The sequence below is a fragment of the Sinorhizobium medicae genome (assembly GCF_007827695.1).
Lineage (GTDB): Bacteria > Pseudomonadota > Alphaproteobacteria > Rhizobiales > Rhizobiaceae > Sinorhizobium > Sinorhizobium medicae.
The window spans coordinates 364,715-388,950 of sequence record NZ_VITA01000003.1 but is presented as its reverse complement, the minus strand read 5'-3'; the positions used below and the strand labels follow the sequence as shown (position 1 = coordinate 388,950).

Below are 24,236 nucleotides of genomic sequence, written 5' to 3'. Positions count from 1 at the left end.
GCCGACACCTCAGGATCGGCGCCACGGCGAACTAGTCGCCCCATAGTAGGGTTTGTAGGAAATGTGCCGTAAATAGACCTGTCGCATCAGTGGATCGGACTTCGCCATCATCCTGAGAAAGCCCACGATCACGATCCAGACTGCGACACCGAAGAGCGCCGAATAAATCGTAAGCACGACGAAGATCAGGATCACGGCCGCAAGCCCGGTGATCAAAACCAGCTCCCGGTCCGCGCCCATCAGGAGGTTCGGGCGCGAAAGCGCGCGATGAACGCGGTTGCGTTGCAGACCGAGGGAATTAGACATGAGCTTTCTCCCCTCCTCCGTTCGACCCAAGCTTGGCGATCTGCTCGTCTGGAGTCCCGATCGAGGCGCCAGTCGCGCCGAACAGACCAACGATGGCAGTGGCGCCGAGCAGGATGCCAGCCACGAGAACGACGTACACAAGTCGCCGCGCGAAATCGTTCAGCTCGCCGCCGAAAATGAGCATTCCGCCAGCGATGGCGACGGCCGCAAGGGCAATATATCCAGCGACCGGGCCCGTGATCGACTCCTGGATCTGCTCTAGCGGCCCTTCCCACGGAAGACCGCCCCCACCTGAACTCGCAAGCGCCGGCACCACAGCTATGAGAAGGCTGGCGGCTGCAACAAAGCTGATGAGTGCTTGCTTATGCAACATGGCGCGCCTCCTGTTCTTCCGTGAGCTGATCGGATTCGATCTCATACTCGCCGCCGGCGAAACGCTCGACGCGGATGACGTCGCGAACGCGTCGCCCGCGGGGCGTGCGCTCGATCGAAACAATCAGATCGACGGCTTCTCCAATAACCTCGTGCATTGGCTGCTGGCTTACCTCGGCCGTCAGCTGTTCAAGACGGCGGAGCGCCGACATGGCGGTGTTGGAGTGAATCGTAGCCGCCCCACCGGGATGACCGGTGTTCCAGGCCTTGAGTAGCGTTAGGGCCGCGCCGTCGCGCACTTCGCCCACGACGATCCTGTCGGGACGCAAGCGCAGGGTGCTCTTAAGGAGCCGCGCCATGTCGACCTTATCACTGGTATGTAGAAGAACGGCGTTCTGGGCCGCGCACTGAATTTCCGCGGTATCTTCAAGAATCACGAGGCGATCATCCGGCCTGGTTTTGACGATCTCGTCGATGACAGCATTTGCAAGCGTCGTCTTGCCGGAACCGGTCCCTCCGGAGATGATGATGTTGAGCCTCGAGGAAATTGCACTTCGGATAGTCGAGACTTGATCTTCGGTCATCACCCCGGTGCGGACATAGTCTTCGAGGGGGATGAGGCGTGAGGCGCGGCGCCGAATCGCAAAGGCAGGCCTTGCCACGACCGGGGGAAGGAGCCCCTCGAAACGGTGACCACCGATCGGCAACTCACCGGAGATGATCGGCTGTTCCCTGTCGACCTCGGATTGGAGCGCATGCGCCACTGTACCGACAACAATTTCAGCAGCAGCTGATGACATTTCCCCGGCAAGCGCAACACCGTCGCCCAACCGGTCGATGAACAACTTTCCGTCTGGATTGAGCATGATCTCAACGACACTCGCGTCATCCAGGGCGACGCAGAGCTGATCGCCGAGTGCCTCCTGAAGCTTGCGGACGAGTCGGGGGTGAGAACGAAGCTGGGTCACGGATCTCTCCTTAAAATCGGCAGGGAGGGGCAAGTTCAGAGCGATAGTTGGAAGGGCGAAGCCTGAGAAAGTTGTCCGCTGTGACCGGCAGCGTGCCGGCCACGGCTATCGTGGGACCGATCGTCTTGGGCTTACTCAAACGCTGCAATGGCCATCCGACGCGGGCGAGGATCCGCTCAAATCGGAGATCGGTCACCGCGACAATCTCGGTGTAACCATTCGCCATGCACCATTCGATGATGCCCGCAAACATAGTCAGCGTCGCCTCATGGACCAAGCCGCCTGCCCTTCCCTCCGCTAGAGCCGTTTCGACACAGAAGCGGGAGCTTTCGATCATCTGGGGGTGAGCTTTCAGCCGTCCGTCCGGGAGAAGTGAGGAGAAGACCTCAGCCACCATTGTTGGGCCGATTGCCGGAAGGAGCCTGGCGCATCCTGCGACCCGGCCGCTGTCCGAGACAGCGATGATGTAGGTTGGCTCGAGATCATCAAAAGCGTCCGATTCCAGTCCGTCGAGAACGCAGACCGCCCAGCCCAACCGATCGGAAAAGACCCGCGCTCGGAGCCTGTGATGCTGTTCGAGAAGTTGCTTCGCGCGAAGATCCGGCTGCGCGGAAATTGCAATTACCTGCATGCTTTTCTCCGTCGTTTCGATTCGACGCAAAGATGAGCACGGATCAGAATCGCTTTGCAGTTGTTGAATCCGACAAGGTAGCTTGAGGTAGCCGCCAAAAGGACGATGGCGGTAGCACAAGTTCTCGGGCGGCATGCGCCAGAGTGTCGTGGGGAGCACTTGCGCTTCGCGGTATCGCCGAAACTTGTCATGGCGGACGAACCGACCATGGCGCCCGATCTGAGATCCGCCGCGGAGCATTTCGCTTTGCACAAACTGTACGAGGAGTTGACGACCAGCGTCATAGTTGCCATGCACCACATGGGCATGATAGCGGAAGCTACCGACCGGGTTTCATTCTGTGTGCCGGGCGTCCAATCGAGGCCAGACCCGCCGAGCGGGTGCTGCACCAGCCGCGCCACCCTCTACGCAGGTATAATGGCTTCGAGATGCTCAAAATGCTGCGAGCCAGAACAATGATCAGGACCAATCGCCAATCCGCAGATCAAGATGCCTCGCAGAGGCAGCCGATTTGAGAAGCCGGCTGCTCATCAAAAGATGCCGAGCCCGGCTGAAACGGCATTCTCACACTTGGCTGACAACAGCAAGCTGCCCCGGCCAAGCCCTGGTGGACTGACACTGTGCGCATTGATGGATTTACCTGAGCTCACGGCCTCGTTAGTATTGAGCAAAGGAATTTGATCGGCGCTTAAGAGCAGTATTTATGCTGTCTTTCAATGGATATTGAACTCGCCGCACTTTCTTGGAGATCGTCTCGACGGGCAGTTTTATTCGCGCCGCCGAGCGCTTGAATGTTGCTCAGACGACAGTGAGCGCGCGGGTTCGCACCCTCGAACAACTGCTCGGCCGGCCACTATTCGTTCGGAATAAGGGCGGAGCGTCTCTCACCGCGGCTGGCGAGCAGTTCCTTCGCCACGCGCCAATGTTCGTTCAACTCTGGCAGCGCACGCGTCAACAGGTCGCGGTGCCGGCCGGACACCGAGCGGTGCTGACGGTCGGCAGCGAACTCACGCTTGCGCAACCACTGCTGCTAGATTGGGTCAGATGGATCCGGCAGTCTCTTCCGGATATCGCGCTTCGCGTACATGTGGACGTGCCACGGGATCTGATCAACCAGGTGGCTTCGGGAATGGTCGATGCGGCGATCATGTATGCACCTCAACATCGCCCGGGCCTCGAAATCGATCTGCTGATGGAAGAAAAGCTTGTGCTTGCGACAAGCGATCCCGCAATGGGCCTGAAGAAGACAAGCTATGTTCACACAGATTGGGGGCCTGACTTCGCGCTGCATCGCGACATGAACTTTCCGGATGTCGAACCTGACCTCTCGTTCGATTTCGGCCCCCTGGCGCTCAGCTATGTTCTTGCGAGCGGCGGCTGTGGCTATTTCAGAATGAGTGCAGTGAAGCCGCATCTGGCGGCGGGCCAGCTTCACCTGGTGCCTGGAATGCCGCAATACTCCTATCCGGTGTATATGGTTAGATCCGCGAACGCCGATGAGGGTGTCTTGGGGCCGGCACTTGCGGGATTACGGGCAATCTCCGAAGGCAACGTGTGATCCAGGCGCACGTAGGCAGCTTTCCGTTACGCTACGCCGGTCAAAATAAGAGCAAAAAATTTGCGGTCAAACAGCAATTCAATTCGTTTGTCAGCGGGGAACGGCCTTGGCATCTTGGTACGAGAGAACCCTGTATTATTCAGATCGGGCCAAACCACCGACTTTTCGATGAAGAGAGGCGGTTCATCAATTCCCTCGAGGTGCGTGCAAGGCTGAGCTTGACCGGCAATGTTGCGTAGACTGAATGGAAGCGGCGATGCACGAACGAAGGTCCAAATCTGCCAGCGCTGAGGTCACGGCCGCAGCCTAGAGCGCGCGTCCGACACGGCATTCGGTTCCGTGGTGCCGCCCTAAAAGGGCTTGAACATGGCCTTGAGCGAGATTGAAAAGGAAGCGACAAGCATGGACATCGAGGACGACGATATTCCCCCGGCTTTCGCCTCGCCGCCATGCCTGATGCACGAACTCGACCCGGCCTATGCCGGCCTGTCATCCGACCGGACGAACAATGTCGATGTCAGGCGGTGGCGGAAAAGCGAACGTGCTCGCCTAATCGCTGAACGCCTGGCAATGGCTCCCGACCATCGGGCAATGTGCGAAGCGCAGATCGTCAATCGCATACTTGCCGAAATCGGAGATATGCGCGGCCTTGTAGTCAGTTTGTACTGGCCTTTTCGGGGTGAACCCGACCTCAGACCGTTGATGCGGCAAATATCCGACCAAGGCGGCGAATGTGCGCTTCCCGTGGTTGTTCAGAAGGAGCAGCCTCTGGAATTCCACCTCTGGCGGCCGGGGGACAAGCTGACCCGTGGCATCTGGAACATACCCGTTCCGGCCACGCCTCATTCATGCACGCCGGATATCGTCATCGCACCGGTCGTGGGCTTCGACGCATCGGGCTATCGCCTCGGTTATGGCGGGGGCTATTACGACCGGACGCTGGCCGGAATGACAGCGAAGCGGCGGGTGATGGGCGTTGGCTTCGCGCAGGCAAGAATAAGAACGATATACCCACAGAACCACGACGTTCGAATGGACGTCGTGGTAACCGACTCTACCACTGATGGTTACAGCGCCACGCGGTGATTTGCACACGTTGGGTGATCAAGAAACGCTTACTTCGTTGCGTTCGAGGGAGGATAACATGGCCCAGGGGACTTATAGGCCGGACGACGTTGCCGTCATGCGGTCGGCGCTGGACGATTGGTGTGCAATTCATCACATCTCGCCTACCAGCAGGGAGGGTGTCGCCGTCGCTGTGAAGATCCTCGACCTGATGTGCGACCGTTCGCTGACCGGCAGCAACTGCTCAAGCAACTCGAACACGCTCCCCTTGCCGAGCGAATTCCATGACCTACCGTTGACGTGGACGCCAGAAACGAAAAAGCCTGCCGCGGGAGGAGGTGCGGCAGGCTTTCCTAAAAGAACCGATCAGCGACAGGGAGGAGGAGTGCCGCTGGTCCTTCAGACGTCCCTGGGAGGAGGAGTGGGCCGCCTGAATCACGAAGCTCTGCGGGAGGAGGTGCATCGCTTCGTTGAAAACAATCATACAATGGTTGCGGTCAGTTTCTATGTATTTTGCTGCAATGCAGCAATGCACGAAGTGCAAGGCTTAATAGCAGATGCCCGAACGCAAAGACGCCCGCCTCATCGGGCGGGCGCTTGCGAAGCGATGGTTTATTGCGCTGTCAGCCAGCGAGCGAAGCGCGGGCGACGCTGCGGATGTCGGCCCGGTTGATACCGAGGTCGTCCAGTTCGCGGTTGGTCATGCGGCCAAGTTCGTTCACTGTCTGACGGTACTTGCGCCAGTTGTTCAAGGAGCGTGCTACGTTCATGATGATCCCCTTTCCTGAGGTCTGTGGACGTCAGCAACCTTGTTCGGCTCCGGCGTCGTTCGATAAGGCGAATATAGGTTTCCTACCGACGCAGCGGTAGCGCCATTGCATCACGCCACCCATGCACCGCGTGCAATGGTCCCTGGTCCCATCAGTCTGCGGCAGGTAATCGATACACAAAAAGGTGCCTTGGCTTTTGCGCCAAGACGATCTCCGGCCACCCGGCTTCTACAGGTCGGCGGAAGGACCGGAGAACTGCTCCTTCAGCCATCTCTTGAATGCCAGCATGCCTCTGGTGAACTGGCGTGACTTCAGCCATGTGAGCCAGTAGTCACCCGCCGCTACGGTGACCTCGAAAGGCTGCACCAGACGCCCCGTCTCGATATAGTGCTCGAACATGGTGACCGGCAGGAGGGCCGCACCGAAGCCTCGCGCGGCCGCTTCCGCCAGTGCCAGCGAGGTATCGAACATCATGCCGCGCAGAACGGGAGACTGGCTGCCCGCCGCTTGAAACCATTGCGCCCACTCATCGGACCGATACGAACGCAGCAGCTCGATTCGGGCAAGGTCGGCCGGTTCAACCAGCCGGGCGGCAATCAAAGGCGAGCAGACCGGCGATAGCGGCGCGGCGATCAGGTGCATCGCCTCCGTGCCGTGCCATGAGCCGTCCCCGAACCGGATCGCGAAATCCAGGCCGTCGCCAGCCAGATCGACGCGGTTGTTGTTGCTCAGAATGCGGAGGTCGAGGTTCGGATGTGCATCATGAAAGTCCGATAGCCGCTCCATCAGCCATCCGACTGCGAAGGTGCCGACAACGCCTACGGTGACAACCTCCTGAAAGTTCCCTTCCTCGAAGCGGCTGACGGTTGCACACATGCGCTTGAACACGTCGCTCATAACCGGGGCAAGGGCTGAGCCTTCATCGGTAAGGGCAAGGCCCCTGGGCAATCGCCGGAACAACTTGACGCCGAGCAGATCCTCGAGCGCCTTCACCTGATGGCTGATTGCCGTCTGCGAAACCCGTAGCTCCAGCCCGGCACGCGTGAAGCTGCAGTGGCGCGCCGATGCTTCGAAGGCACGTAGTGCATTGAGGGGCAGCTTGGGGAGTTCCATGGAATCAGTTTCGCTAAGGCCAAATCTGATTCATGCCTACCCGCAATATTGCTCGTTTGTCGAGTGCCGACGCTTCTGTCATCTTCGCCGCAGTTCAAGTCGCCACAGGGCTTTCAGTCACCGCTTTCGCCGCTTCCGCGACGGCGGCGCCTATTCCTGTGCCAAGTTTTTGTCTGGCATGAAGCTGTCGGGATCGGCATGAAGCGCATTGGTTTTATCTTCAGCATCATATCGGCCGCGATGCTGGCCGCGTTCGGTATCGGCGCCGTTTATCTCTCGGATCTTACAAGGGGCCTGCCGGACCACCGCAAACTTGCGGAATGGGAGCCGGCGGTCATGACGCGCTTTTACGCCTATGACGGAACGCCGCTTGCCGAGTATGCCAGGGAAAGGCGTCTGTTCCTGCCCATCGCCGCGATCCCGGAGCGCGTGAAGGGCGCCTTTCTCTCGGCGGAAGACAAGAGCTTCTATACGCATTCGGGAATTGATGTCCTGGGTGTCGCCAAGGCTGCCTGGTCCAACGCGATGAATGCCGGATCAGGTCAACGATTGATCGGCGCCTCCACGATCACGCAGCAGCTCGCCAAAAACTTCCTGCTTTCTTCGGACCGCACCCTCGAACGCAAGATCAAGGAGGCGGTGCTGTCCATTCGGATCGAGCACGCACTCGGTAAGGACAGGATCCTGGAACTTTACCTGAACGACATCTACCTCGGGCTCGGAGCCTACGGCATTGCCGCCGGTGCGCTAACCTATTTCGACAAATCCGTCAGCGAACTGACCGTTGCCGAGGCAGCGTATCTCGCTGCTCTGCCGAAGGGACCCAACAACTACAACCCTTATCGACATGCCGAACGCGCGATCAGCCGGCGCAACTGGGTGATCGCCCAGATGCAACGTAACGGCTTCGTCAGCGCCGCGGAAGCACGTGATATGATGGCGAGACCTCTGGGCGTAAAGCCTCGAGCCGCGATCCCCCTTATGGCAGAGGCTAACTACTTCGCCGAGGGAGTTCGCCGGCAGGTTGCCGCGGAATATGGCGAGGCGGCGCTCTATACTGCCGGCCTTTCAGTACGCACGACGCTCGACCCGGCGCTTCAGGCGGCAGCGCTCAAGGCGTTGCGGGCCGGCCTCGTCGAATACGATCAGATGCGAGGATTCCGGGGGCCGCTCGCCCATATCGATCTGACCGGAGACTGGGCGGCCGCCTTGGAGAAACAGGAAACCTTGGCGGATGTGAAGGAGTGGCAGCTCGCGACGGTCCTCTCCTGCTCGGACGAGGGCGTGCGGATCGGGCTTAGAAATGCGGATCCTGGTTCAGGGCGATCGTCGCCAGGTCCTGTGACGGGCTTCATTGACAGCAGGTCCATGCGCTGGGCACTGAAACTTTCCGCCACGGGCAAAATAAGGCAGGCGGACTCCCTTTTGCAGGTTCTCTCGCCAGGCGATGTCATTTATGTCGAGGAGGCGGAAAGTGGTTTTCTCCTGCGGCAGATACCGGAAGTGCAGGGTGCGATCGTGGCAATGGACCCGCATACGGGGCGCGTGCTGGCGAGCGTTGGCGGCTTCTCCTTCGCGCAGTCGCGGTTCAATCGCGCGACGCAGGCATCCCGCCAGCCCGGTTCAGCCTTCAAGCCGTTCGTTTACGCGGCCGCTCTCGATACCGGCTACACTCCGGCGACGCTGGTCGCGGATGCGCCCATTGCGAAGCCGGACGGGACAGGCCGAATATGGAGACCCAAGAACTACGACGGAAAATTCGGCGGTCCGTCCACTTTACGCACGGGGCTGGAGAAAAGCCGCAACCTGATGACCGTTCGCCTCGCGCAACATCTCGGCATGGACGTCGTTGCCGAATACGGCCAGGCGTTCGGCCTCTACGATAAACTCGCACCCTACCTGCCGATGTCGCTCGGAGCCGGTGAAACGACACTGATGCGGCTCGTAGCGGCCTATGCGGTCCTTGCCAATGGCGGACGCTCCGTGACGCCGTCGGCGATCGATCGCATTCAGGACCGCCAGGGCCGCACGATCTTCCGTCACGACCAGCGCGATTGCGATCAATGCAACGCCGCAAGTTGGCAGCATCAGGAAGAGCCGGTGCTTCGCGATACCCGCGAGCAGGTGCTCGACCCGATGACCGCCTATCAGGTGACATCGATGCTGCGCGGTGTTGTGGAACATGGGACGGCGCACAAGGTGGCGCAGCTCGGGGTTCCAATCGCCGGCAAGACCGGCACCACGAACGACGAGAAGGACGTCTGGTTCGTCGGCTACACCCCGACACTCGTGACCGGCGTTTTCATGGGATACGACACGCCGAAGCCGATGGGCTATGGCGAAACGGGCGGCGGACTGGCAGCCCCGATCTTCATCGATTTCATGAAGACGGCACTGCGCGGCAAAGCTGCCATCGACTTCCCCGTTCCAGAGGGCTTGACCTTCGCAACCGTGGATCGCCGCACAGGCAGGCTTGCCGCTTCTGCAGATCCCGGCGGGATCGTCGAGGCATTCAAGCCGGGAACCGCGCCGTGTTCGACCGAGTGTCCCGTCATAGACGGGTTCGGAGCAAACGGCGACGAGGACAAGCCCGCAGCGCTGCGCAAGCAGCTACTGACCGCCCCGCAGGGCCTCTATTGAGCCTGCCGTCTCTTATCTCGCCGAGGATCCCAAATGAGGAAGCACGCCTTCACCCTTCGGAGCAGGGCACACAGCAGACGGGTGCGCATCATCTGCATCATGGCGGCGTTTGCTGCCATATTCGGCGGTATTTTTCTGCGACTCGTCCAGCTCGGAATGGAGCAGGAAGCGAGCCTCGGGATCAGCATCACCTATGACCGGGCTCCAGGTGGCCGGCCCGCAATCGTCGATAGAAACGGGGAGCTGCTCGCGACCGATATACCCATCGCGTCGCTCTTTATCGAGCCGCGGTCGATCCCAGACCTGGACGAGGCGGTTGAAAAACTCACCGGGCTTTTCCCCGAACTCGATGCCCGGGATCTCCATTCGCGCCTGCATAGCAAAGACGCCTTCACCTGGATCAAGCGGCAGATAACTCCGGACAAGCAGCAGGCTGTCATCGATTCAGGATTGGCAGCGATCGGCTTTCGCCCCGAAAACCGACGGCTCTATCCGAACGGCTCATTGGCTGCCCATATCCTTGGCGCCGTGGACATCGACAATCGGGGCATTGCGGGTATTGAAAAGTGGATTGATGCAAACTGGCTCGCGGACCTGCGCGGTGCCGGGATGGAACTCAAGGGACGTGAACTCCAACCGGTCGAGCTGTCGATCGACCTGCGCGTCCAATACGCACTGGAGCAGGAGCTCGGCAAGGCCATCACGAAATTCGGGGCTGCCGCGGGTGCCGGGCTCCTGCTCGACGTCACCAATGGCGAAGTTCTCGCGCTCGCCTCCTATCCGGACTTCGATCCGAACAATCCGGAGAATGCATTCAAGCCAGACCGAATAAACCGCGTTACTGCTGGCGTCTTCGAGATGGGATCGACCTTCAAGGCTCTGACGACGGCAATGGCTCTGGAATCGGGCCGGTTCAATCTCGAATCGGTGGTGGATGCGAGCAAGCCTTTGAATTTCGGGAGGATGCGCATCCATGATTATCGCGGCAAGTACAGACCGCTGACCATTCCCGAAGCATTCGTGCACTCCTCCAATATCGTCATGGCGAAAATGGCGTTGGCCCTCGGACCGGAAGCGTCGAGGACATTCCTCGGACGCTTCGGAGCCCTGTCGCCGCTTGCAACCGAACTGCCGGAGAGCGCCGCACCGCTGCTGCCATCCTCGTGGAGTGAGGTGGCGACGGCAACGGTCTCATTCGGCCATGGGATTGCCGTTACGCCGCTGCAGGCCAGCACTGCGGTGGCCGCTCTGGCGAACGGCGGCAGGCTGATCAGGCCCACTTTCATAAAGGACAGCCCCGTTTCCGAACGGACGATAGCGGAGGATCTCGTGTCGTCGGACACCAGCGAGGCAATTCGCCATCTTTTGCGCCTCAACACCGCTGTCGGGTCTGCAACGAGAGCCAATGTTCCCGGTTACGCAATCGGCGGCAAGACCGGCACAGCCGAGAAAGTGGTCGGGGGCCGCTATTCCAGGGAGCTCAACGTCACATCTTTCATGGGTATCGTACCGGCGGACAATCCCAGATACCTGCTGCTCACCCTTTTGGACGAGCCCCGCGGACTGCCCGAGACATATGGCAACCGAACCTCGGGCTGGAATGCGGTGCCGTTCGGCGGCGCCGTATTCCAGCGCATCCTCCCAATGCTCGTTGCGCCCACCTTTCCGCCGCCCGCGGGCACTGTCCAAGCGGTTCCCGCCGCGACCGAAGAACCCGGTTCGCGAGGGACGGCAGCCGCACGAACCTGGCTGCTCCGGCCCAGATAAACGGATTAAGCCAGATTGGTGAGTGGCCCGGCACTGAGCGCCCGTGGTTTACTGGGCGCCCGTGGTTTACTGGGCGCTCGTGGTTTGATGGCTGTCAGCCGCCGATCCGAGCGAGACGGCCGACGGTCCTCCGCTTCCCGCCGAGGTGCGGACATCGGCCTTTTGTCCCAATTTTCACCACGGCGGAGCGGGTCTATCTTAGTTGCGACTCCAGCAATGAGAAATGGATATGAGCGACCGCGAAAACGTTAGCGCCGACGATGCAGCAACGGCCCCGGACCTCCTGCAAACCGCGGCGCAGTGCGCCGCTTCGGACCTTCTGGACTTTGCCGCGCAGCTTGCCGGGCTCGCAGAAGATCTGAAAGCTTTGGCGGCGAAGCCGATCGGGACGCTCTCCGAGCCGATCGAGCCCGACGGCCAGCCCGAAGCAAGTCGAATTGAAACTATTCAACCGTCGGCACCCGGCGACGAGGCGACTCGGCATCCGCCTGACTGAAGCGCCTGCAATCGGCGGCTATATGGGGCTTTAGAGATAGATACCCAGGCAGAGAATCGAGACCGCCAACATCGGCAGCCGTTGGCAGTTTCGTCGAAACATTGTGGCGACGGCGAGTGCTACGGGAGCAGCGACCGCGGTCGCGACAAAGGCTCCGGCAGAAAGACATAGGCCCAATGCTGCGACGAAAACACTGGTCCCGACAGTCGTTTCGGCGGCGGATTTCCAGCCACGTGGCTGATCGGCAAAAGCCGTGAGAAACGCGGGGCCGCTCAATCCAAGAGCGAGCCAGATCAGAGCGGAGGAGATGTCGAAGACGTCCAAGCTGCACCCGTGTCAACTGTTTCGCCTTTGAGGAGCAATTTGCGTGCCAACTTCTGGCCTCCAAAATATCGATCGGAACGACACGGAAATCCGATCGGCCTATTGCTTCGCTCTTTTTATAGGCACATAAGCTTCGAAAAATGAGCAACTGCATCTGACGCCCCCCGAAATGATTGTTCCGCCTCCACCCGATAATGTTCAGAAGCCAGGGTCTTCGCCCAGGTTTAAGCTGTTTTCCCCGATCCTGGCGGGCGCAACGCTGAAAGAGCGCCTTATCGGCTGTCTCGGAGCGCTGATCGGCATCTGTTTGACCGGTCTCGTCTGCGGGTTCATCTTCGGCGACGATCCTCAGCTGCCGTTGATCGTTGCCCCCATCGGCGCTTCTGCGGTCTTGCTCTTTGCGGTTCCGGCCAGTCCGCTTGCGCAGCCCTGGTCGATCATCGGCGGGAACACGATCTCCGCCCTGATCGGCGTCACCGTGAGCTATTTCGTGAAGGACCAGATGGTCGCCATCGGCCTTGCGGTTGCCCTGGCGATCCTTGCCATGTCGCTCACGCGGTCGCTTCACCCCCCTGGAGGCGCCGCCGCGCTGACAGCGGTGATAGGTGGAGCGGCGATCGCGCGCGCGGGTTTCTGGTTCCCGTTCATACCGGTAGCCATCAACTCCCTGATCCTTGTGGGATTGGGCATCGTATTCCACCGGATGGCGCGGCGCCAATATCCGCACCGACCGGCTGTTGCACCAGTGAACACGCATGAAACGGCCGATCCCCCGCCTGCGCTTCGGGTCGGCTTCAATTCCGAGGACATTGATCTCGCAATAGCACGCTTGAACGAGACACTCGACGTCAGCCGCGCGGACATCGATGCTCTCTTGAGGGAAGTCGAACTGCAGGCCCTCATCAGACAGAGGGGAGAGCTGACATGTGCCGACATCATGTCCCGCGACGTCGTAACCGTTCCGGCCGACACGACGCCGGACCATGCACGATACCTCTTGTTGAAGCATGATATTCGAACACTTCCCGTGCTCGACGAAAACGGGAAACTGCAAGGGACGGTCGGCCTGCGAGAGCTGGCCGGCAAGGAACCCGGCAGCAAACTGCCGATTGCCGTGGCGGCCACCGCCAACCCGTCCGACCCTGCGATCAGCCTGCTCCCCCGCCTGACGGACGGCATGACACATGCCGTCGTCATACTGGACGACGACGAAAAGGTCGTGGGCATCATATCCCAAACCGACCTGCTCGCGACTTTGGCCAAAAGCATCTCCCAGAACGGTGCGTCCGAGATCATGCGAGGCCACGGACAGGGCATCTAGAACCCGGTGAGCTCCAGCGTCTGATAGCCGGCCAAAAGCACGATCATGGATCCGACGAGACGCAGGAGCGTTTTCTCCCGCAGCGCCTTGACGGCCCATCCTGCAAGAGGAGCCGCCATCACGCCGCCGATGATGAGCCCGCCAATGGAAGCAAGATAGTCGCGGAACTCGCCGGCCTGCTCCCAATGACCGGTCAAGATTGTGGCCAGGAAGCTTAGTGATACAGACAGGGCGATCAGAAACTCGCTTGCGCTGACGGTACCGATGACAAATCGCGGCTGCCCGCCGGCGCCGAGCAGACCGGTGGTGGCGACCGGCCCCCAGCCGCCGCCGCCGGCGGCATCCAGAAATCCCGCGACTGCACCGAGCGGCGCAACGATTCTCAGCTTGACCGGTTTTGTTGGAATGCGGTGGAAGGAGCGATAAAGCAGCCAGGCCCCAATCACTGCGAGATAGGCTGTGACGAAAGGCTTGACCTGATCTCCATCGAACGAGGTCACCACGAAAGCACCCAGCATTCCGCCGACGACGCCAAAAGGGACGAGCCGCCAGAACAGCTTCCAATCGATATTCCGGTGGTAAAGATGGGCCGACCCGGAAGCGGCGGTGGTGAACAGTTCCGCCGCATGGGCCGATGCCGATGCCTGAGCGGGCGGCACGCCCAAGGCGAGAAGCACCGTCGAAGAGATGACACCATATGCCATGCCCAGAGCGCCATCGATCGCCTGGGCGAGAAAGCCGACCAGCGCAAACAGCAGAAATTCCTCCATGAACAGCTCCATGCTGGCGGCCCGGCCGCCTCGAAAAAATGGCCTCACATGTGCGGTGGCACACGGAGGCAACCTGGCCCATCATCAGATCACAAAGTCTCGAGGCCGGATCGACCTAAAAACATGAACGTGATCAATTCGAACAAATCAGAGCGGGATACGGAAAACCGCACAGACTTTTCCTCGTCCCGCCCTACCTACGAGGTACGCAGGTCCATTCAGCTCTCGTCACCGACGAAACGGTACCCGACGCCCGGCTCGGTACGGATGACCTTAGGACGACCTGGGTCGCGTTCTATCTTGCCGCGCAACTGGCCGATGAAGACCCTCAGATAGTGTAGATCCTCGCCATGTGCCACACCCCAGACGGATGCGAGGAGCGTCTTATGGGTGACCACCCGTCCGGCGTGCCGCGCGAGCATGACGAGCAGATCATATTCCTTGGGCGTCAGCCGCAGCGGTTCGCCGTCGCGGGTGACCGCGCGTTTGACCATGTCGATAGAGAGACCGTCGGCCGAAAGTTGCGCCTGGCCCCCCTCCATCTGAATGCGATGGCGCAATGCCGCACGAATGCGCGCCGTCAGCTCGCCGATGCCGAAGGGCTTCTCGATATAGTCGTCGGCGCCGAGATCGAGCGCCGCGATTTTCTCGCTTTCACGGTCCCGTGCGGAAAGGATGATGATCGGCACCTGCGACCAGGCGCGAATATTGGCGACGACATCCTTGCCGTCCATGTCAGGAAGCCCGAGATCGAGGATGATCACGTCGGGCGCCGCAGTCGCGGCCGCCTTAAGCGCCTGGGTCCCGTCGGCCGCCTCCACCACGTCGTAACCCGCAGCGATGAGCGCCGGACGCAGGAACCGCTGGATCTGCGGTTCGTCGTCGACGACGAGTATACGTTCCACCGTCATTCCCGACCCTTGTCAGCCGTTCCGGTGCGAGCAACCGGAAACCGCATGCTGATGCGGGTGCCGCGTCGCTTCAGTGCCGGACTTTCCGCCTTGATCCGCCCGCCCATTGCCTCGACGAAGCCTTTGCTGATCGAAAGACCGAGCCCGGTTCCGAGCGAGCGCCCGTCCGGCTTTCCCTTCCGGAAGAATTTGTCGAACACATGATCGAGGTCGTCAGGCGCAATCCCTTTGCCGAGATCGGTAACGGAAAGCACGAGTTCATCCCCCTCCCGGCGCGCATAGATGCTGATCGCCTCGTCGCCGCCGAACCTGTTTGCGTTGTCCAGCAGATTGAAGAGTACCTGTCCCAACAGCACGCTGTCGCCCCGAATCAACGGCAGATCGGCAGCAATGCTGGTTTCGAACACGCGCCCTGTAAAATATGTCCGCGCGCGTTCCACTGCAGAATGCACGACATCCGCCACATCGACCCAGTCGCGCCTGGCATTGATCGTGCCGGCCTCGACCCGGGTCATGTCGAGCAGGTTGGCGACGAAGCGCGTGAGCCTGCCGCTCTCTTCCTCGATCGACTTGAGCAGATCGTCGCGGCTTTCGGGAGGCATGCGCTCGCCCAATTGGCGAAGGCTCGTTACCGCTCCGGTGATCGTCGCCAGCGGCGTTCTGAGATCATGAGAAATGGACGAAAGCAACGCCTGCCGGAACTTCTCCCCCTCCAGCCGGGCGGCCTGATCGAGGCTTTCACGCGAAAGCCGCGCCCTGTCGACGGCGACCGCGGTCTGGTCGAGGATGGCGGCAAGCGCCCGTTCCTCGCTTATATCCAGCGGCTTGTCGTCCTGCAGGAAGCCGCAGACGCCGACAATTCCATGCGGACTCCTGAGAGGCCTGAACTGAAACGGGCTGTTCGGCAGCGTGCCCGTGGCATTGCCGGCCGCCTCGTTCCTCTCGAAGGTCCACCGGGCGGCCGTCATGTCGCTGACGCCAAGTTCGGTATCCGGCGGCCAGGCCGCCGCCGGTTCGATCTCCCCGCCGGCCGGAAGCAGAAGTACGGCGTTGCGCCGGAGCGTTGCCTGTATCTGGGTCACGGCGGCCCAGAGCACGTCTTCGGCGTTAGCGGTGCCGGAAAGCTTGCGGGAGAAGTCGTAAAGCGCCTGCGTCGCCGCCGCCCGCCTGCTCGCTGTCTTCGCCTGTTCGCGAACGCGCGAGGCAAGACCTCCGGCAAGGATTGCTGCGGCAAGGAAAGTGAAGAGCGCAAACACTTCGTGCGGCTCGGCTACGGTGACGGTTCCAACTGGTTCGATGAAGAAGAAATTATAGGCGAGGACGGAAATAAGCGCCGCTGCGATCGCGGCGACATAACCCGCGTAAGCGGCCGAGGCGAGCACGGCAAGCAGGTAGAGCAGCGAGATGTTTTGAAGCACGATGAAGCGCTCGATCAAAATTCCGAGCGCCGTCGCCGTTGCGGCAGAGGATGCGGCAATGGCCAAGGCGCGGCCGGAGCCCTCTGGCAAGGCTCTTTTATGCTTTCGCTTCGGCTTTGGCGCCGGTTCGTTCCTGTCGGTGATCAGATGAATGCCGATCCCAGATGCGCGAGCTACCAGCGCATCAGGCAGGGAGCGACGAAACGGCAGCAGCGGGAAGCGGTGGCGCTTGGCACCGATGACGATCTGAGTTGCGTGCTCGCGTCGCGCGAGCTTAAGGATTTCTTCGACGAAATCACTGCCGACTATACGGCGCGTCTCGGCACCCAGTTGTTCGGCGAGGCGAATGGTCGCGTCGAGTCGCCGCATGGCCTCGGTGCTCGCATCTCCATCTGCGCGCGCTACAGAAATCACGATCCAATCGGCGTTCAGGCCCGATGCGAGCCGGCTCGCGGTCCTGACCACCTTCTCCGACAAGCGATCCGGTCCGATGCAGACCAGCAGCCTTTCCCCCGCGGCCCACGAACCCTCGATCGCATTCTGCCTAAGATAATCGACCATCTGGTCGTCGACCCGGTCAGCGGTGCGCCGGAGAGCGAGCTCGCGGAGCGCAGTTAGATTGCCGAGCCGGAAAAAACGCTCCGCGGCGCGACTGGCATTCTCTGGGAGATAGACTTTGCCCTCCTTCAGGCGCTGGATCAGTTCGGCTGGCGGCAGGTCCACAAGGAAAACCTCGTCGGCGCGCTTCAGCACCGTATCCGGGATACGCTCCCGAACGGCTACGCCGGCAATCTGGGCGACGACATCGGCCAGGCTTTCCAGGTGCTGAATGTTGACCGCCGTCCATACGTCGATGCCGGCATCGACAAGCTCCTCGATGTCCTGATACCGCTTCGGATGACGGCTGTCGCCGAGATTGGTATGGGCGAGTTCGTCCACGACGATCACCTGCGGGCAACGCGCCAATGCCGCGTCGATATCAAACTCCTGCAGCGTACGACCGCTGTGCTCCACGTGCCGCAGCGGAAGAACCTCCAGCCCTTCGAGCAGCGCCGCAGTCTCGCCGCGCCCATGGGTCTCGACAAGCCCTACGACGATGTCGACGCCTTCTTCCTTGAGGCGCCGCGCACGCATGAGCATCGCATATGTTTTGCCGACACCGGGGGCTGCGCCGAGAAAGAGCGTCAGCTTCCCCCTCCTGTCCTGTTTGGCCAGCGCCAGCAGGGCATCGGGATCCGGGCGGCTCGTCTGGTCGCGATCATTCTCGGGCATAGAGCGTCTCGGAAATCGTCAGTTCCCTGAAGCATCCAGGGCCAGGTTGAGTTCTAGCACATTGACGCGCGGCTCGCCTATGATGCCCATGAGACGCCCTTGGGCATTTCTCTTAACGAGGGCGGCGACATCCGCCTCGCGGAGCCTCCTCGCCCTTGCGATCCGGGCAACTTGGGCCCGTGCGAAGGCGGGCGAGATGTGCGGGTCGAGTCCCGACGCCGACGCGGTACCGGCATCCGCGGGCACGACGCCCGACACGCCCGCTTCCCGCAGGCGCTCCATGTCGACCGCGACGCGATCCTTCAGCCTGATGGATGTCGTGCCCAGATTGGAGCCGCTCGACGAACCGGCATTGTAGGGCCCCGGCACAGTTGCCGAAGGGCGGGGCCAGAAATATCTCTGCGAGGCGAAGTTCTGGCCGATGAGGCCGGAACCGATGACGACTCCGTTCTTGCGAACGAGGCTGCCATTCGCCTCTGCCGGCATAAGCACCTGAGCCACACCAGTGATCGCCAGCGGATAGGCAAACCCGGTGATCGCCGTGAAGGCGAGGGTGAGGACGAGTGCGGGGCGAAGTTGATTGAGCATGATCACACCAGATTGAGGCTTGAGACGGCAAGATCGATCGCTTTGATCCCGGCAAAGGGCAGGACGAGGCCGCCGAGGCCGTAAACGAAGAGATTGCGGCGCAGCAGCGCAGCAGCGCCGACGGGACGATAGCCGACGCCTTTCAGCGCCAGCGGGATGAGCGCCACTATGATCAGGGCGTTGAAGATCACGGCCGAGAGGATGGCAGACTGCGGCGACGCCAGCCCCATTATGTTGAGGGCACCGAGGCCCGGATAGCTCGTCACGAAGAGCGCCGGAATGATGGCAAAGTATTTCGCGACGTCATTGGCGATCGAGAAGGTGGTGAGCGAGCCGCGCGTCATCAGCAATTGCTTGCCGATTTCGACGATCTCGATCAGCTTGGTCGGGCTGGAGTCGAGATCTACCATGTTCGCCGCCTCGCGAGCGGCTTGCGTTCCGGTCTGCATTGCGACGCCGACATCCGCCTGCGCCAAGGCTGGCGCGTCGTTGGTGCCGTCACCGCACATGGCTATCAGACGCCCGCCTTTTTGTTCGTTGCGGATATAGGCGAGCTTGTCCTCGGGTGTCGCTTCGGCAAGAAAATCGTCGACGCCGGCCTCCGAGGCGATAGCAGCGGCGGTGACCGGATTGTCGCCCGTCACCATCACGGTGCGGATGCCCATGGCACGCAATTCGGCGAAGCGCTCCTTGATTCCGGGCTTGACGATGTCCTTCAGGTGGATGACACCCAACAGCCGGCTGCCGTCAGCAACCGCGAGGGGGGTGCCGCCGGTGCGGGCGACCCTCTCGACCGACTGCCGGAATTCGGCCGGGACGTCGCCGTCCGCGAGCCCTGCAAATTTCAGGATCGAGTCCACCGCCCCCTTGCGTAGCCGGCGGCTGGAGTGATCCACTCCCGAAAGCCGGGTTTCTGCGGCAAAGGGAACGACCGCATCCAGGTCCGCATCGGGCAAGCGCCGTCCGAACGCGCCGGTCGCAAGCGCCACGATCGAACGGCCTTCCGGTGTCTCGTCCGCGAGGCTTGCAAGCAGCGCCGCTTCGGCCAATTCGTCCTCCGTGACCCCTGGCACCGGCAGGAAAGCGCTTGCCATGCGGTTGCCGAAGGTGATCGTGCCGGTCTTGTCCAGAAGCAGCGTGTCGACGTCGCCGGCGGCCTCCACGGCGCGCCCGGAAGTGGCTATGACGTTGAAACGGACCAGCCGGTCCATGCCCGCGATGCCGATCGCGGAAAGAAGGCCGCCGATCGTTGTCGGGATCAGCGTGACGAGCAGCGCCGAAAGTACGGTGACTGACAGCACGGTCGCGGAATAGCCGGCGAGACCCCACAGCGTCACCACGGCGATCAGGAAAATCAGCGTCAGACCGGAAAGCAGGATCGACAGCGCGATCTCGTTCGGCGTCTTCTGACGCTGCGCCCCCTCGATCAATGCGATCATGCGATCGACGAAGGTTGAACCGGGAGCGGTGGTGATCCGGACTTTGATCCGGTCGGAAAGTACCTGTGTGCCGCCGGTGACGGCGGAGCGGTCGCCGCCCGCCTCGCGGATCACCGGCGCCGATTCGCCGGTGATCGCGCTCTCGTTGACCGAAGCGACACCCTCGATCACCTCGCCGTCACCCGGTATCAGCTCGCCGGCTTCGATGATCACCAGATCGCCGATCTTCAGCATGCTGGCCGGAATTTCCTCGGCCTCCCGCGCCTCAGGCGACAGGAGCTTGCGGGCGGTCAACTCCGATTTGGTGCGGCGGAGGCTGTCCGCTTGCGCTTTGCCGCGGCCCTCCGCGACGGCTTCGGCAAAGGTGGCGAAGAGCACCGTAAACCACAGCCAGGCGGCGACCTGCCCCGAAAACAGCGGTGTCAAGCCGCCGGTAACGAGGTCTCGGACGAAAAACAGGGTGACCAGCAGCGCCACGACCTCCGTGACGAAGATCACCGGGTTGCGGACGAGGCGGCGCGGATGGAGCTTGGCGAAAGCTGCCCTAACCGCCGGGAGAAGGATAGCCGGGTCGAACAGGGCCGGCGCGACGGGTTTCGTAGACATGCTGATTTCCTTCAGAAGGTCTCGCCCGAGAGCATCGCAAAATGCTCGATGATGGGACCGAGAGCGAGCGCGGGGAAAAACTGCAGACCGCCAAGAATAAGGATGATACCGATCAGCAGACCAGCAAAGAGCGGCGTGTCGGTCGGGAAGGTACCCTTCGAAGCCGCGACGCGGGTTTTGACGGCTATCGAACCGGCGATGGCAAGCACGGGGACTGCATAGGCGAAGCGGCCGAGCAGCATCGCAATCCCGAGCGTCGTATTGTACCACGGCGTGTTCCCGGTCAGCCCGGCGAAAGCCGAACCATTGTTTCCGGCGGCCGACGTATAGGCATAGAGGATTTCCGAGAGACCGTGCGGGCCGCCAGTGCCGATGCTCGATACGGCCGAAGGCGTGACCGCGGAAACCGCGGAAAAACCGAGGACGGTAAGCGGCAGGACGAGCACGGCAAGGATTGCGAATTTCATCTCGCGCGCTTCGATCTTCTTGCCGAGCAGTTCCGGCGTGCGGCCGACCATCAGGCCGGCAACGAAGACGGCGAGGATCGCGAAGACGATCATGCCATAGAGGCCGGAGCCGACACCTCCGGGCAGAACCTCGCCAAGCTGCATGAGAAACATCGGCACAAGACCGCCGAGCCCGGTCAAGGAGCCGTGCATGCCGTTGACGCCGCCGTTCGAAAGCCCGGTGGTCACCGTCGCGTAAAGCGCGGTCATGGCCTGCCCGAAGCGGACTTCCTTGCCTTCCATATTGCCGTCGGCCGGATCGAGACCGACCGCCGACAGGATCGTATTTCCCTGCGCCTCGGCCCAGTAGACCACGCCTACGCCCGCGATCAGGAAGAAAGCGGTAACCGCGGCGAAGGCCCAGCCCTGACGGCAGTTGCCGACGAGTTGGCCGAAGGTATAGAGCAGCGCCGCCGAGATCGACAGCATCGCAAAGATGTTGAGGTGGTTGGAAAGCGCCGTCGGATTTTCATAGGGGTGGGCGGCATTGACGTTGAAGAAGCCGCCGCCATTGGTGCCGAGCTGCTTTATCGCCTCCTGGCTGGCGACCGGCCCGAGCGCGATGGTCTGTCGCGCGCCTTCGAGCGTCGTCGCGTTCACCGCCCCATCGAAGGTCTGCGGCAGTCCCATCGCCACGAATGCGAGAGCCACGACTATGGAAAGCGGCAGGAGGACATAGAGCGTGGCCCGCGTGAGATCCACCCAGAAGTTGCCGACCGTCGACGCGGCCGACCGCGCGAATGCCCTGATGATCGCGAGCGCAATCGCGATGCCCGTGGCGGCGGACACGAAGTTCTGGACCGTGAGCCCCATCATCTGGCTGAAATGGCTGAGGGTCGTCTCGCCGGCGTAGTTCTGCCAGTTGGTGTTGGTGACAAAGCTGACGGCCGTGTTGAAGGCAAGGCCCGGCGGCACATTGCCGAAACCTTGCGGGTTCAATGGCAGCCAGGCCTGGAGCCTGAGGATCGCATAGAGCCCGACGAAGCCTGCGAGACTGAAAGCCAGCATCGACAGCGTGTAGGCAAGCCAACCCTGCTCCTTGACCGGATCGACTCCGGCGGCCGCATAGAGGCCACGCTCGATCGGGCTGAAAAGCGTGGAGAATGCGTTGCGCTCACCGGAAAAGACCCGCGCCATGTGAAGCCCCAGCGGCTTGATGACGACGAGGACGGCGAGAAAGAGGAGGCTGATCTGCAGCCACCCGACGATGGTCATGGGGAAATCTCCGTACAGGGCAGCTCAGAACCGTTCCGGTCGGACCAGCGTCACGACGAGGTAGGCAGTGAGCGCGGCGGCGACGAACAGGCCGATAAGGGCATCGATCATCGGTTCGTCCTAAAGCCGGCCGAGGATGCGCGCGTAACGCGCAAGCACCACAAAGCCACCGATGGCGGCAGCAAGGAAAAGGGCATCGGACATGGGCATTCTCCTGACGTTTCTGTCATACGGAGAATGCGCGCCCAGGGGATCAATTTTCGATTGGGATGATTGGGCGGCCGCATAAAGAAAAGATAAAGAGCCGGGATCCGGCAGAAGCTGCGGCACACGGCGTACCGATCGAGCTACGCGATCACAATGATTTTAGATCGGATCGCGTCAAAAACATCGCAGGCGATTTCAACACGTTAGAGCGGGATGCAGGCGGAAAACGGCACATCGTTTTCGGCATCCCGCCTAGCTTTGTCCGTCGAGGGCCCTAGCTGCTTGTGGGCGAAATGGGCGGGATCATTTTTCCGCATCCGTTGTTTTCATGTTTGCGGCCCTTTCGGCAGTCCCCGCCGCGAACGTTTCAAGACATGGAGTTCGATATGCAAAGTCCTGGCGCAATCGAAATCTCGCGGCGCGACCTGCTCGCCGCCTCGGCCGCTACCGTCACTGTCGTGAGCGCGCACTCGCTCAGTCACGCGCAGACCAAAGCGACAACCGAATCTCAGAGCACGAAGGTCACTTTCAAGGTGAACGGTGAAAGCCGGGAGCTTCGCCTCGACAACCGCACGAGCCTTCTCGATGCGCTACGCGAGCATCTGCATCTGACCGGCACGAAGAAGGGATGCGACCACGGCCAGTGCGGCGCCTGTACCGTCCTCATCGACGGCCGCCGCGCCAATGCTTGCCTGACGCTCGCCGTCATGCACGAGGGCGACAGCATCACCACGCTCGAAGGCTTGGGGCAGCCGGAAAACCTCCATCCGATGCAGGCCGCCTTCGTCAAGCACGACGGATTCCAATGCGGCTACTGTACGCCCGGCCAGATCTGTTCGTCCGTTGCCATGCTGGAAGAAATCCGCGCCAATATTCCAAGCCATGTGACCAGGGATCTTACGGCGCCGGCGGAAATTACGTCTGACGAAATCCGGGAGCGCATGAGCGGCAATATCTGTCGCTGCGGCGCCTATTCGAACATCGTGGAAGCGATTACCGAAGTCGCAGGGAGGAAGGCATGAGAGCTTTCAGCTATGAGCGCCCCGCCTCGATCGAAGCAGCGGCGCAAGCCGCAGCCGGCATGGATGGCGCGAAATTCATCGCCGGCGGTACCAATCTCCTGGATCTGATGAAGCTGGAGATCGAGAGGCCGACCCATCTGATCGACGTCAACCGGCTCGGCCTGGACCGGATCGAAGCGACACCGGAAGGCGGCCTGCGTATCGGCGCGCTCGTTCGCAACACCGATCTTGCTGCCGACGAACGGGTCCGCCGCGACTACGCTCTACTGTCGCGCGCCCTGCTTGCGGGAGCATCGGGGCAGTTGCGCAACAGGGCGACAACCGCCGGCAACCTGCTTCAACGTACGCGCTGTCCGTATTTCTACGACACCAATCAGCCCTGCAACAAAAGGCTACCGGGAAGCGGCTGTTCGGCGCTCGCCGGCTTCAGCCGCCCGCTTGCCGTGGTTGGCGTCAGCGATGCCTGCATCGCCAGTCATCCGAGCGACATGGCTGTCGCCATGCGCGCCCTCGACGCTGTCGTGGAGACAGTGCGAGCCGATGGCACGACGCGCAGCATCCCGATTGCGGATCTCCACCGCCTGCCCGGCGACACGCCCCATATCGAGCATGTCCTCGAGCAGGGCGAACTGATCACGGCGGTCATCCTGCCGAAGCCGGCTGGCGGCAAACAGATTTATCGCAAGGTGCGCGACCGTGCCTCCTATGCCTTTGCACTCGTCGCCGTCGGTGCCGTGGTGCAGCCGGACGGGACCGGCCGCGTCGCAATTGGCGGCATCGCGCCGAAACCCTGGCGCAAAGAAGCCGCCGACGCGGAGCTGCCTAACGGAGCAAAGGCGGCCGCCGCCAAGCTTCTCGAAGGAGCCCGCCCGACAGACGACAATGCCTTCAAGCTCACGCTTGTCGAACGCGCTTTGAGCGCCGTTCTTTCCGAAGCGAGGGGATGAGACG

General features: G+C 61.5%; 22 protein-coding genes. 8 read left to right on the top strand and 14 right to left on the bottom strand.

Annotation, left to right across the window (positions count from 1 at the left end):
- Positions 1–9: 9 nt before the first annotated feature.
- From FB009_RS07420 to traI, 4 genes are read right to left on the bottom strand one after another with little or no spacing between them, the layout of a single operon-like run.
- On the bottom strand, positions 10–306 hold the full coding sequence (locus tag FB009_RS07420; protein ID WP_011970256.1) for a conjugal transfer protein TrbD: 297 nt from the start codon (positions 304–306) through the stop codon (positions 10–12).
- Positions 299–679, bottom strand: a complete 381-nt coding sequence (locus tag FB009_RS07415; RefSeq protein ID WP_102045167.1) for a TrbC/VirB2 family protein — start codon at positions 677–679, stop codon at positions 299–301. Before FB009_RS07415 ends, FB009_RS07420 begins: the two co-directional genes overlap by 8 nt.
- Positions 669–1,646, bottom strand: a complete 978-nt coding sequence (gene trbB / locus FB009_RS07410; RefSeq protein WP_011970254.1) for a P-type conjugative transfer ATPase TrbB — start codon at positions 1,644–1,646, stop codon at positions 669–671. The genes FB009_RS07415 and trbB overlap by 11 nt, the downstream gene beginning before the upstream one ends.
- A gap of 10 nt (positions 1,647–1,656) precedes the next feature.
- Positions 1,657–2,277 carry an acyl-homoserine-lactone synthase gene (gene traI / locus FB009_RS07405; protein WP_102045166.1) on the bottom strand — a complete coding sequence of 207 codons (621 nt, stop codon included), beginning with the start codon at positions 2,275–2,277 and terminating at the stop codon, positions 1,657–1,659.
- A gap of 742 nt (positions 2,278–3,019) precedes the next feature.
- On the opposite strand from traI, the gene FB009_RS07400 reads away from it, so the two are divergent.
- The gene (locus FB009_RS07400) at positions 3,020–3,835 is read left to right on the top strand and encodes a LysR family transcriptional regulator (RefSeq protein ID WP_164829995.1); all 816 of its coding nucleotides are present in this window, start codon (positions 3,020–3,022) and stop codon (positions 3,833–3,835) included.
- 402 nt (positions 3,836–4,237) lie between these two features.
- The gene (locus FB009_RS07390) at positions 4,238–4,921 is read left to right on the top strand and encodes a 5-formyltetrahydrofolate cyclo-ligase (RefSeq protein WP_024311804.1); all 684 of its coding nucleotides are present in this window, start codon (positions 4,238–4,240) and stop codon (positions 4,919–4,921) included.
- 602 nt (positions 4,922–5,523) lie between these two features.
- Here FB009_RS07390 and FB009_RS07380 read toward each other — a convergent pair.
- Both FB009_RS07380 and FB009_RS07375 read right to left on the bottom strand, forming a co-directional pair.
- The gene (locus FB009_RS07380; RefSeq protein ID WP_011970249.1) at positions 5,524–5,670 is read right to left on the bottom strand and encodes a DUF1127 domain-containing protein; all 147 of its coding nucleotides are present in this window, start codon (positions 5,668–5,670) and stop codon (positions 5,524–5,526) included.
- Positions 5,671–5,898: 228 nt separating this feature from the next.
- A complete protein-coding gene (locus tag FB009_RS07375; RefSeq protein ID WP_011970248.1) occupies positions 5,899–6,783 on the bottom strand; it encodes a LysR family transcriptional regulator in 885 nt (294 codons plus the stop codon).
- 198 nt (positions 6,784–6,981) lie between these two features.
- Here FB009_RS07375 and FB009_RS07370 point away from each other — a divergent pair, with 198 nt between their 5' ends.
- The 3 genes from FB009_RS07370 to FB009_RS07355 all read left to right on the top strand — a co-directional run bounded on the left by FB009_RS07370 (position 6,982) and on the right by FB009_RS07355 (position 11,686).
- Positions 6,982–9,423, top strand: a complete 2,442-nt coding sequence (locus FB009_RS07370; protein WP_164829994.1) for a penicillin-binding protein 1A — start codon at positions 6,982–6,984, stop codon at positions 9,421–9,423.
- 33 nt (positions 9,424–9,456) lie between these two features.
- Positions 9,457–11,190: a peptidoglycan D,D-transpeptidase FtsI family protein gene (locus FB009_RS07360; protein ID WP_145161507.1), complete on the top strand. Its 1,734-nt coding sequence runs from the start codon at positions 9,457–9,459 to the stop codon at positions 11,188–11,190.
- Positions 11,191–11,413: 223 nt separating this feature from the next.
- The gene (locus FB009_RS07355) at positions 11,414–11,686 is read left to right on the top strand and encodes a hypothetical protein (RefSeq protein WP_011970246.1); all 273 of its coding nucleotides are present in this window, start codon (positions 11,414–11,416) and stop codon (positions 11,684–11,686) included.
- A 30-nt stretch (positions 11,687–11,716) separates the two neighbouring features.
- On the opposite strand, the gene FB009_RS07350 is transcribed toward FB009_RS07355, so the two are convergent.
- Positions 11,717–12,010, bottom strand: a complete 294-nt coding sequence (locus FB009_RS07350; RefSeq protein WP_011970245.1) for a hypothetical protein — start codon at positions 12,008–12,010, stop codon at positions 11,717–11,719.
- 169 nt (positions 12,011–12,179) lie between these two features.
- On the opposite strand from FB009_RS07350, the gene FB009_RS07345 reads away from it, so the two are divergent.
- Positions 12,180–13,331, top strand: a complete 1,152-nt coding sequence (locus FB009_RS07345) for a CBS domain-containing protein (protein ID WP_011970244.1) — start codon at positions 12,180–12,182, stop codon at positions 13,329–13,331.
- Here the strand turns inward: FB009_RS07345 and FB009_RS07340 are convergent.
- The 7 genes from FB009_RS07340 to FB009_RS33890 all read right to left on the bottom strand — a co-directional run bounded on the left by FB009_RS07340 (position 13,328) and on the right by FB009_RS33890 (position 22,167).
- Positions 13,328–14,101: a sulfite exporter TauE/SafE family protein gene (locus FB009_RS07340; protein WP_011970243.1), complete on the bottom strand. Its 774-nt coding sequence runs from the start codon at positions 14,099–14,101 to the stop codon at positions 13,328–13,330. The two genes, FB009_RS07345 and FB009_RS07340, sit on opposite strands and share 4 nt — an antisense overlap.
- Positions 14,102–14,319: 218 nt before the next feature.
- Positions 14,320–15,012, bottom strand: coding sequence for a response regulator (locus FB009_RS07335; RefSeq protein ID WP_127574681.1), 693 nt, complete (start codon positions 15,010–15,012; stop codon positions 14,320–14,322).
- Positions 15,009–17,702: a sensor histidine kinase gene (locus FB009_RS07330; RefSeq protein ID WP_127580502.1), complete on the bottom strand. Its 2,694-nt coding sequence runs from the start codon at positions 17,700–17,702 to the stop codon at positions 15,009–15,011. Before FB009_RS07330 ends, FB009_RS07335 begins: the two co-directional genes overlap by 4 nt.
- Before the next feature lie 18 nt (positions 17,703–17,720).
- Positions 17,721–18,290, bottom strand: a complete 570-nt coding sequence (gene kdpC / locus FB009_RS07325) for a potassium-transporting ATPase subunit KdpC (protein ID WP_127580500.1) — start codon at positions 18,288–18,290, stop codon at positions 17,721–17,723.
- Positions 18,291–18,292: 2 nt separating this feature from the next.
- Positions 18,293–20,335, bottom strand: a complete 2,043-nt coding sequence (gene kdpB / locus FB009_RS07320; protein WP_127580498.1) for a potassium-transporting ATPase subunit KdpB — start codon at positions 20,333–20,335, stop codon at positions 18,293–18,295.
- Positions 20,336–20,346: 11 nt separating this feature from the next.
- Complete coding sequence (kdpA, locus tag FB009_RS07315) at positions 20,347–22,056, bottom strand: potassium-transporting ATPase subunit KdpA (protein WP_127580496.1); 1,710 nt, start codon at positions 22,054–22,056, stop codon at positions 20,347–20,349.
- A 24-nt stretch (positions 22,057–22,080) separates the two neighbouring features.
- A complete protein-coding gene (locus FB009_RS33890; RefSeq protein ID WP_127580510.1) occupies positions 22,081–22,167 on the bottom strand; it encodes a potassium-transporting ATPase subunit F in 87 nt (28 codons plus the stop codon).
- 482 nt (positions 22,168–22,649) lie between these two features.
- On the opposite strand from FB009_RS33890, the gene paoA reads away from it, so the two are divergent.
- Both paoA and FB009_RS07295 read left to right on the top strand, forming a co-directional pair.
- Positions 22,650–23,285: an aldehyde dehydrogenase iron-sulfur subunit PaoA gene (gene paoA / locus FB009_RS07300; RefSeq protein ID WP_102045161.1), complete on the top strand. Its 636-nt coding sequence runs from the start codon at positions 22,650–22,652 to the stop codon at positions 23,283–23,285.
- Positions 23,282–24,232, top strand: coding sequence for an FAD binding domain-containing protein (locus FB009_RS07295; protein WP_127580494.1), 951 nt, complete (start codon positions 23,282–23,284; stop codon positions 24,230–24,232). The genes paoA and FB009_RS07295 overlap by 4 nt, the downstream gene beginning before the upstream one ends.
- Positions 24,233–24,236: the final 4 nt, after the last annotated feature.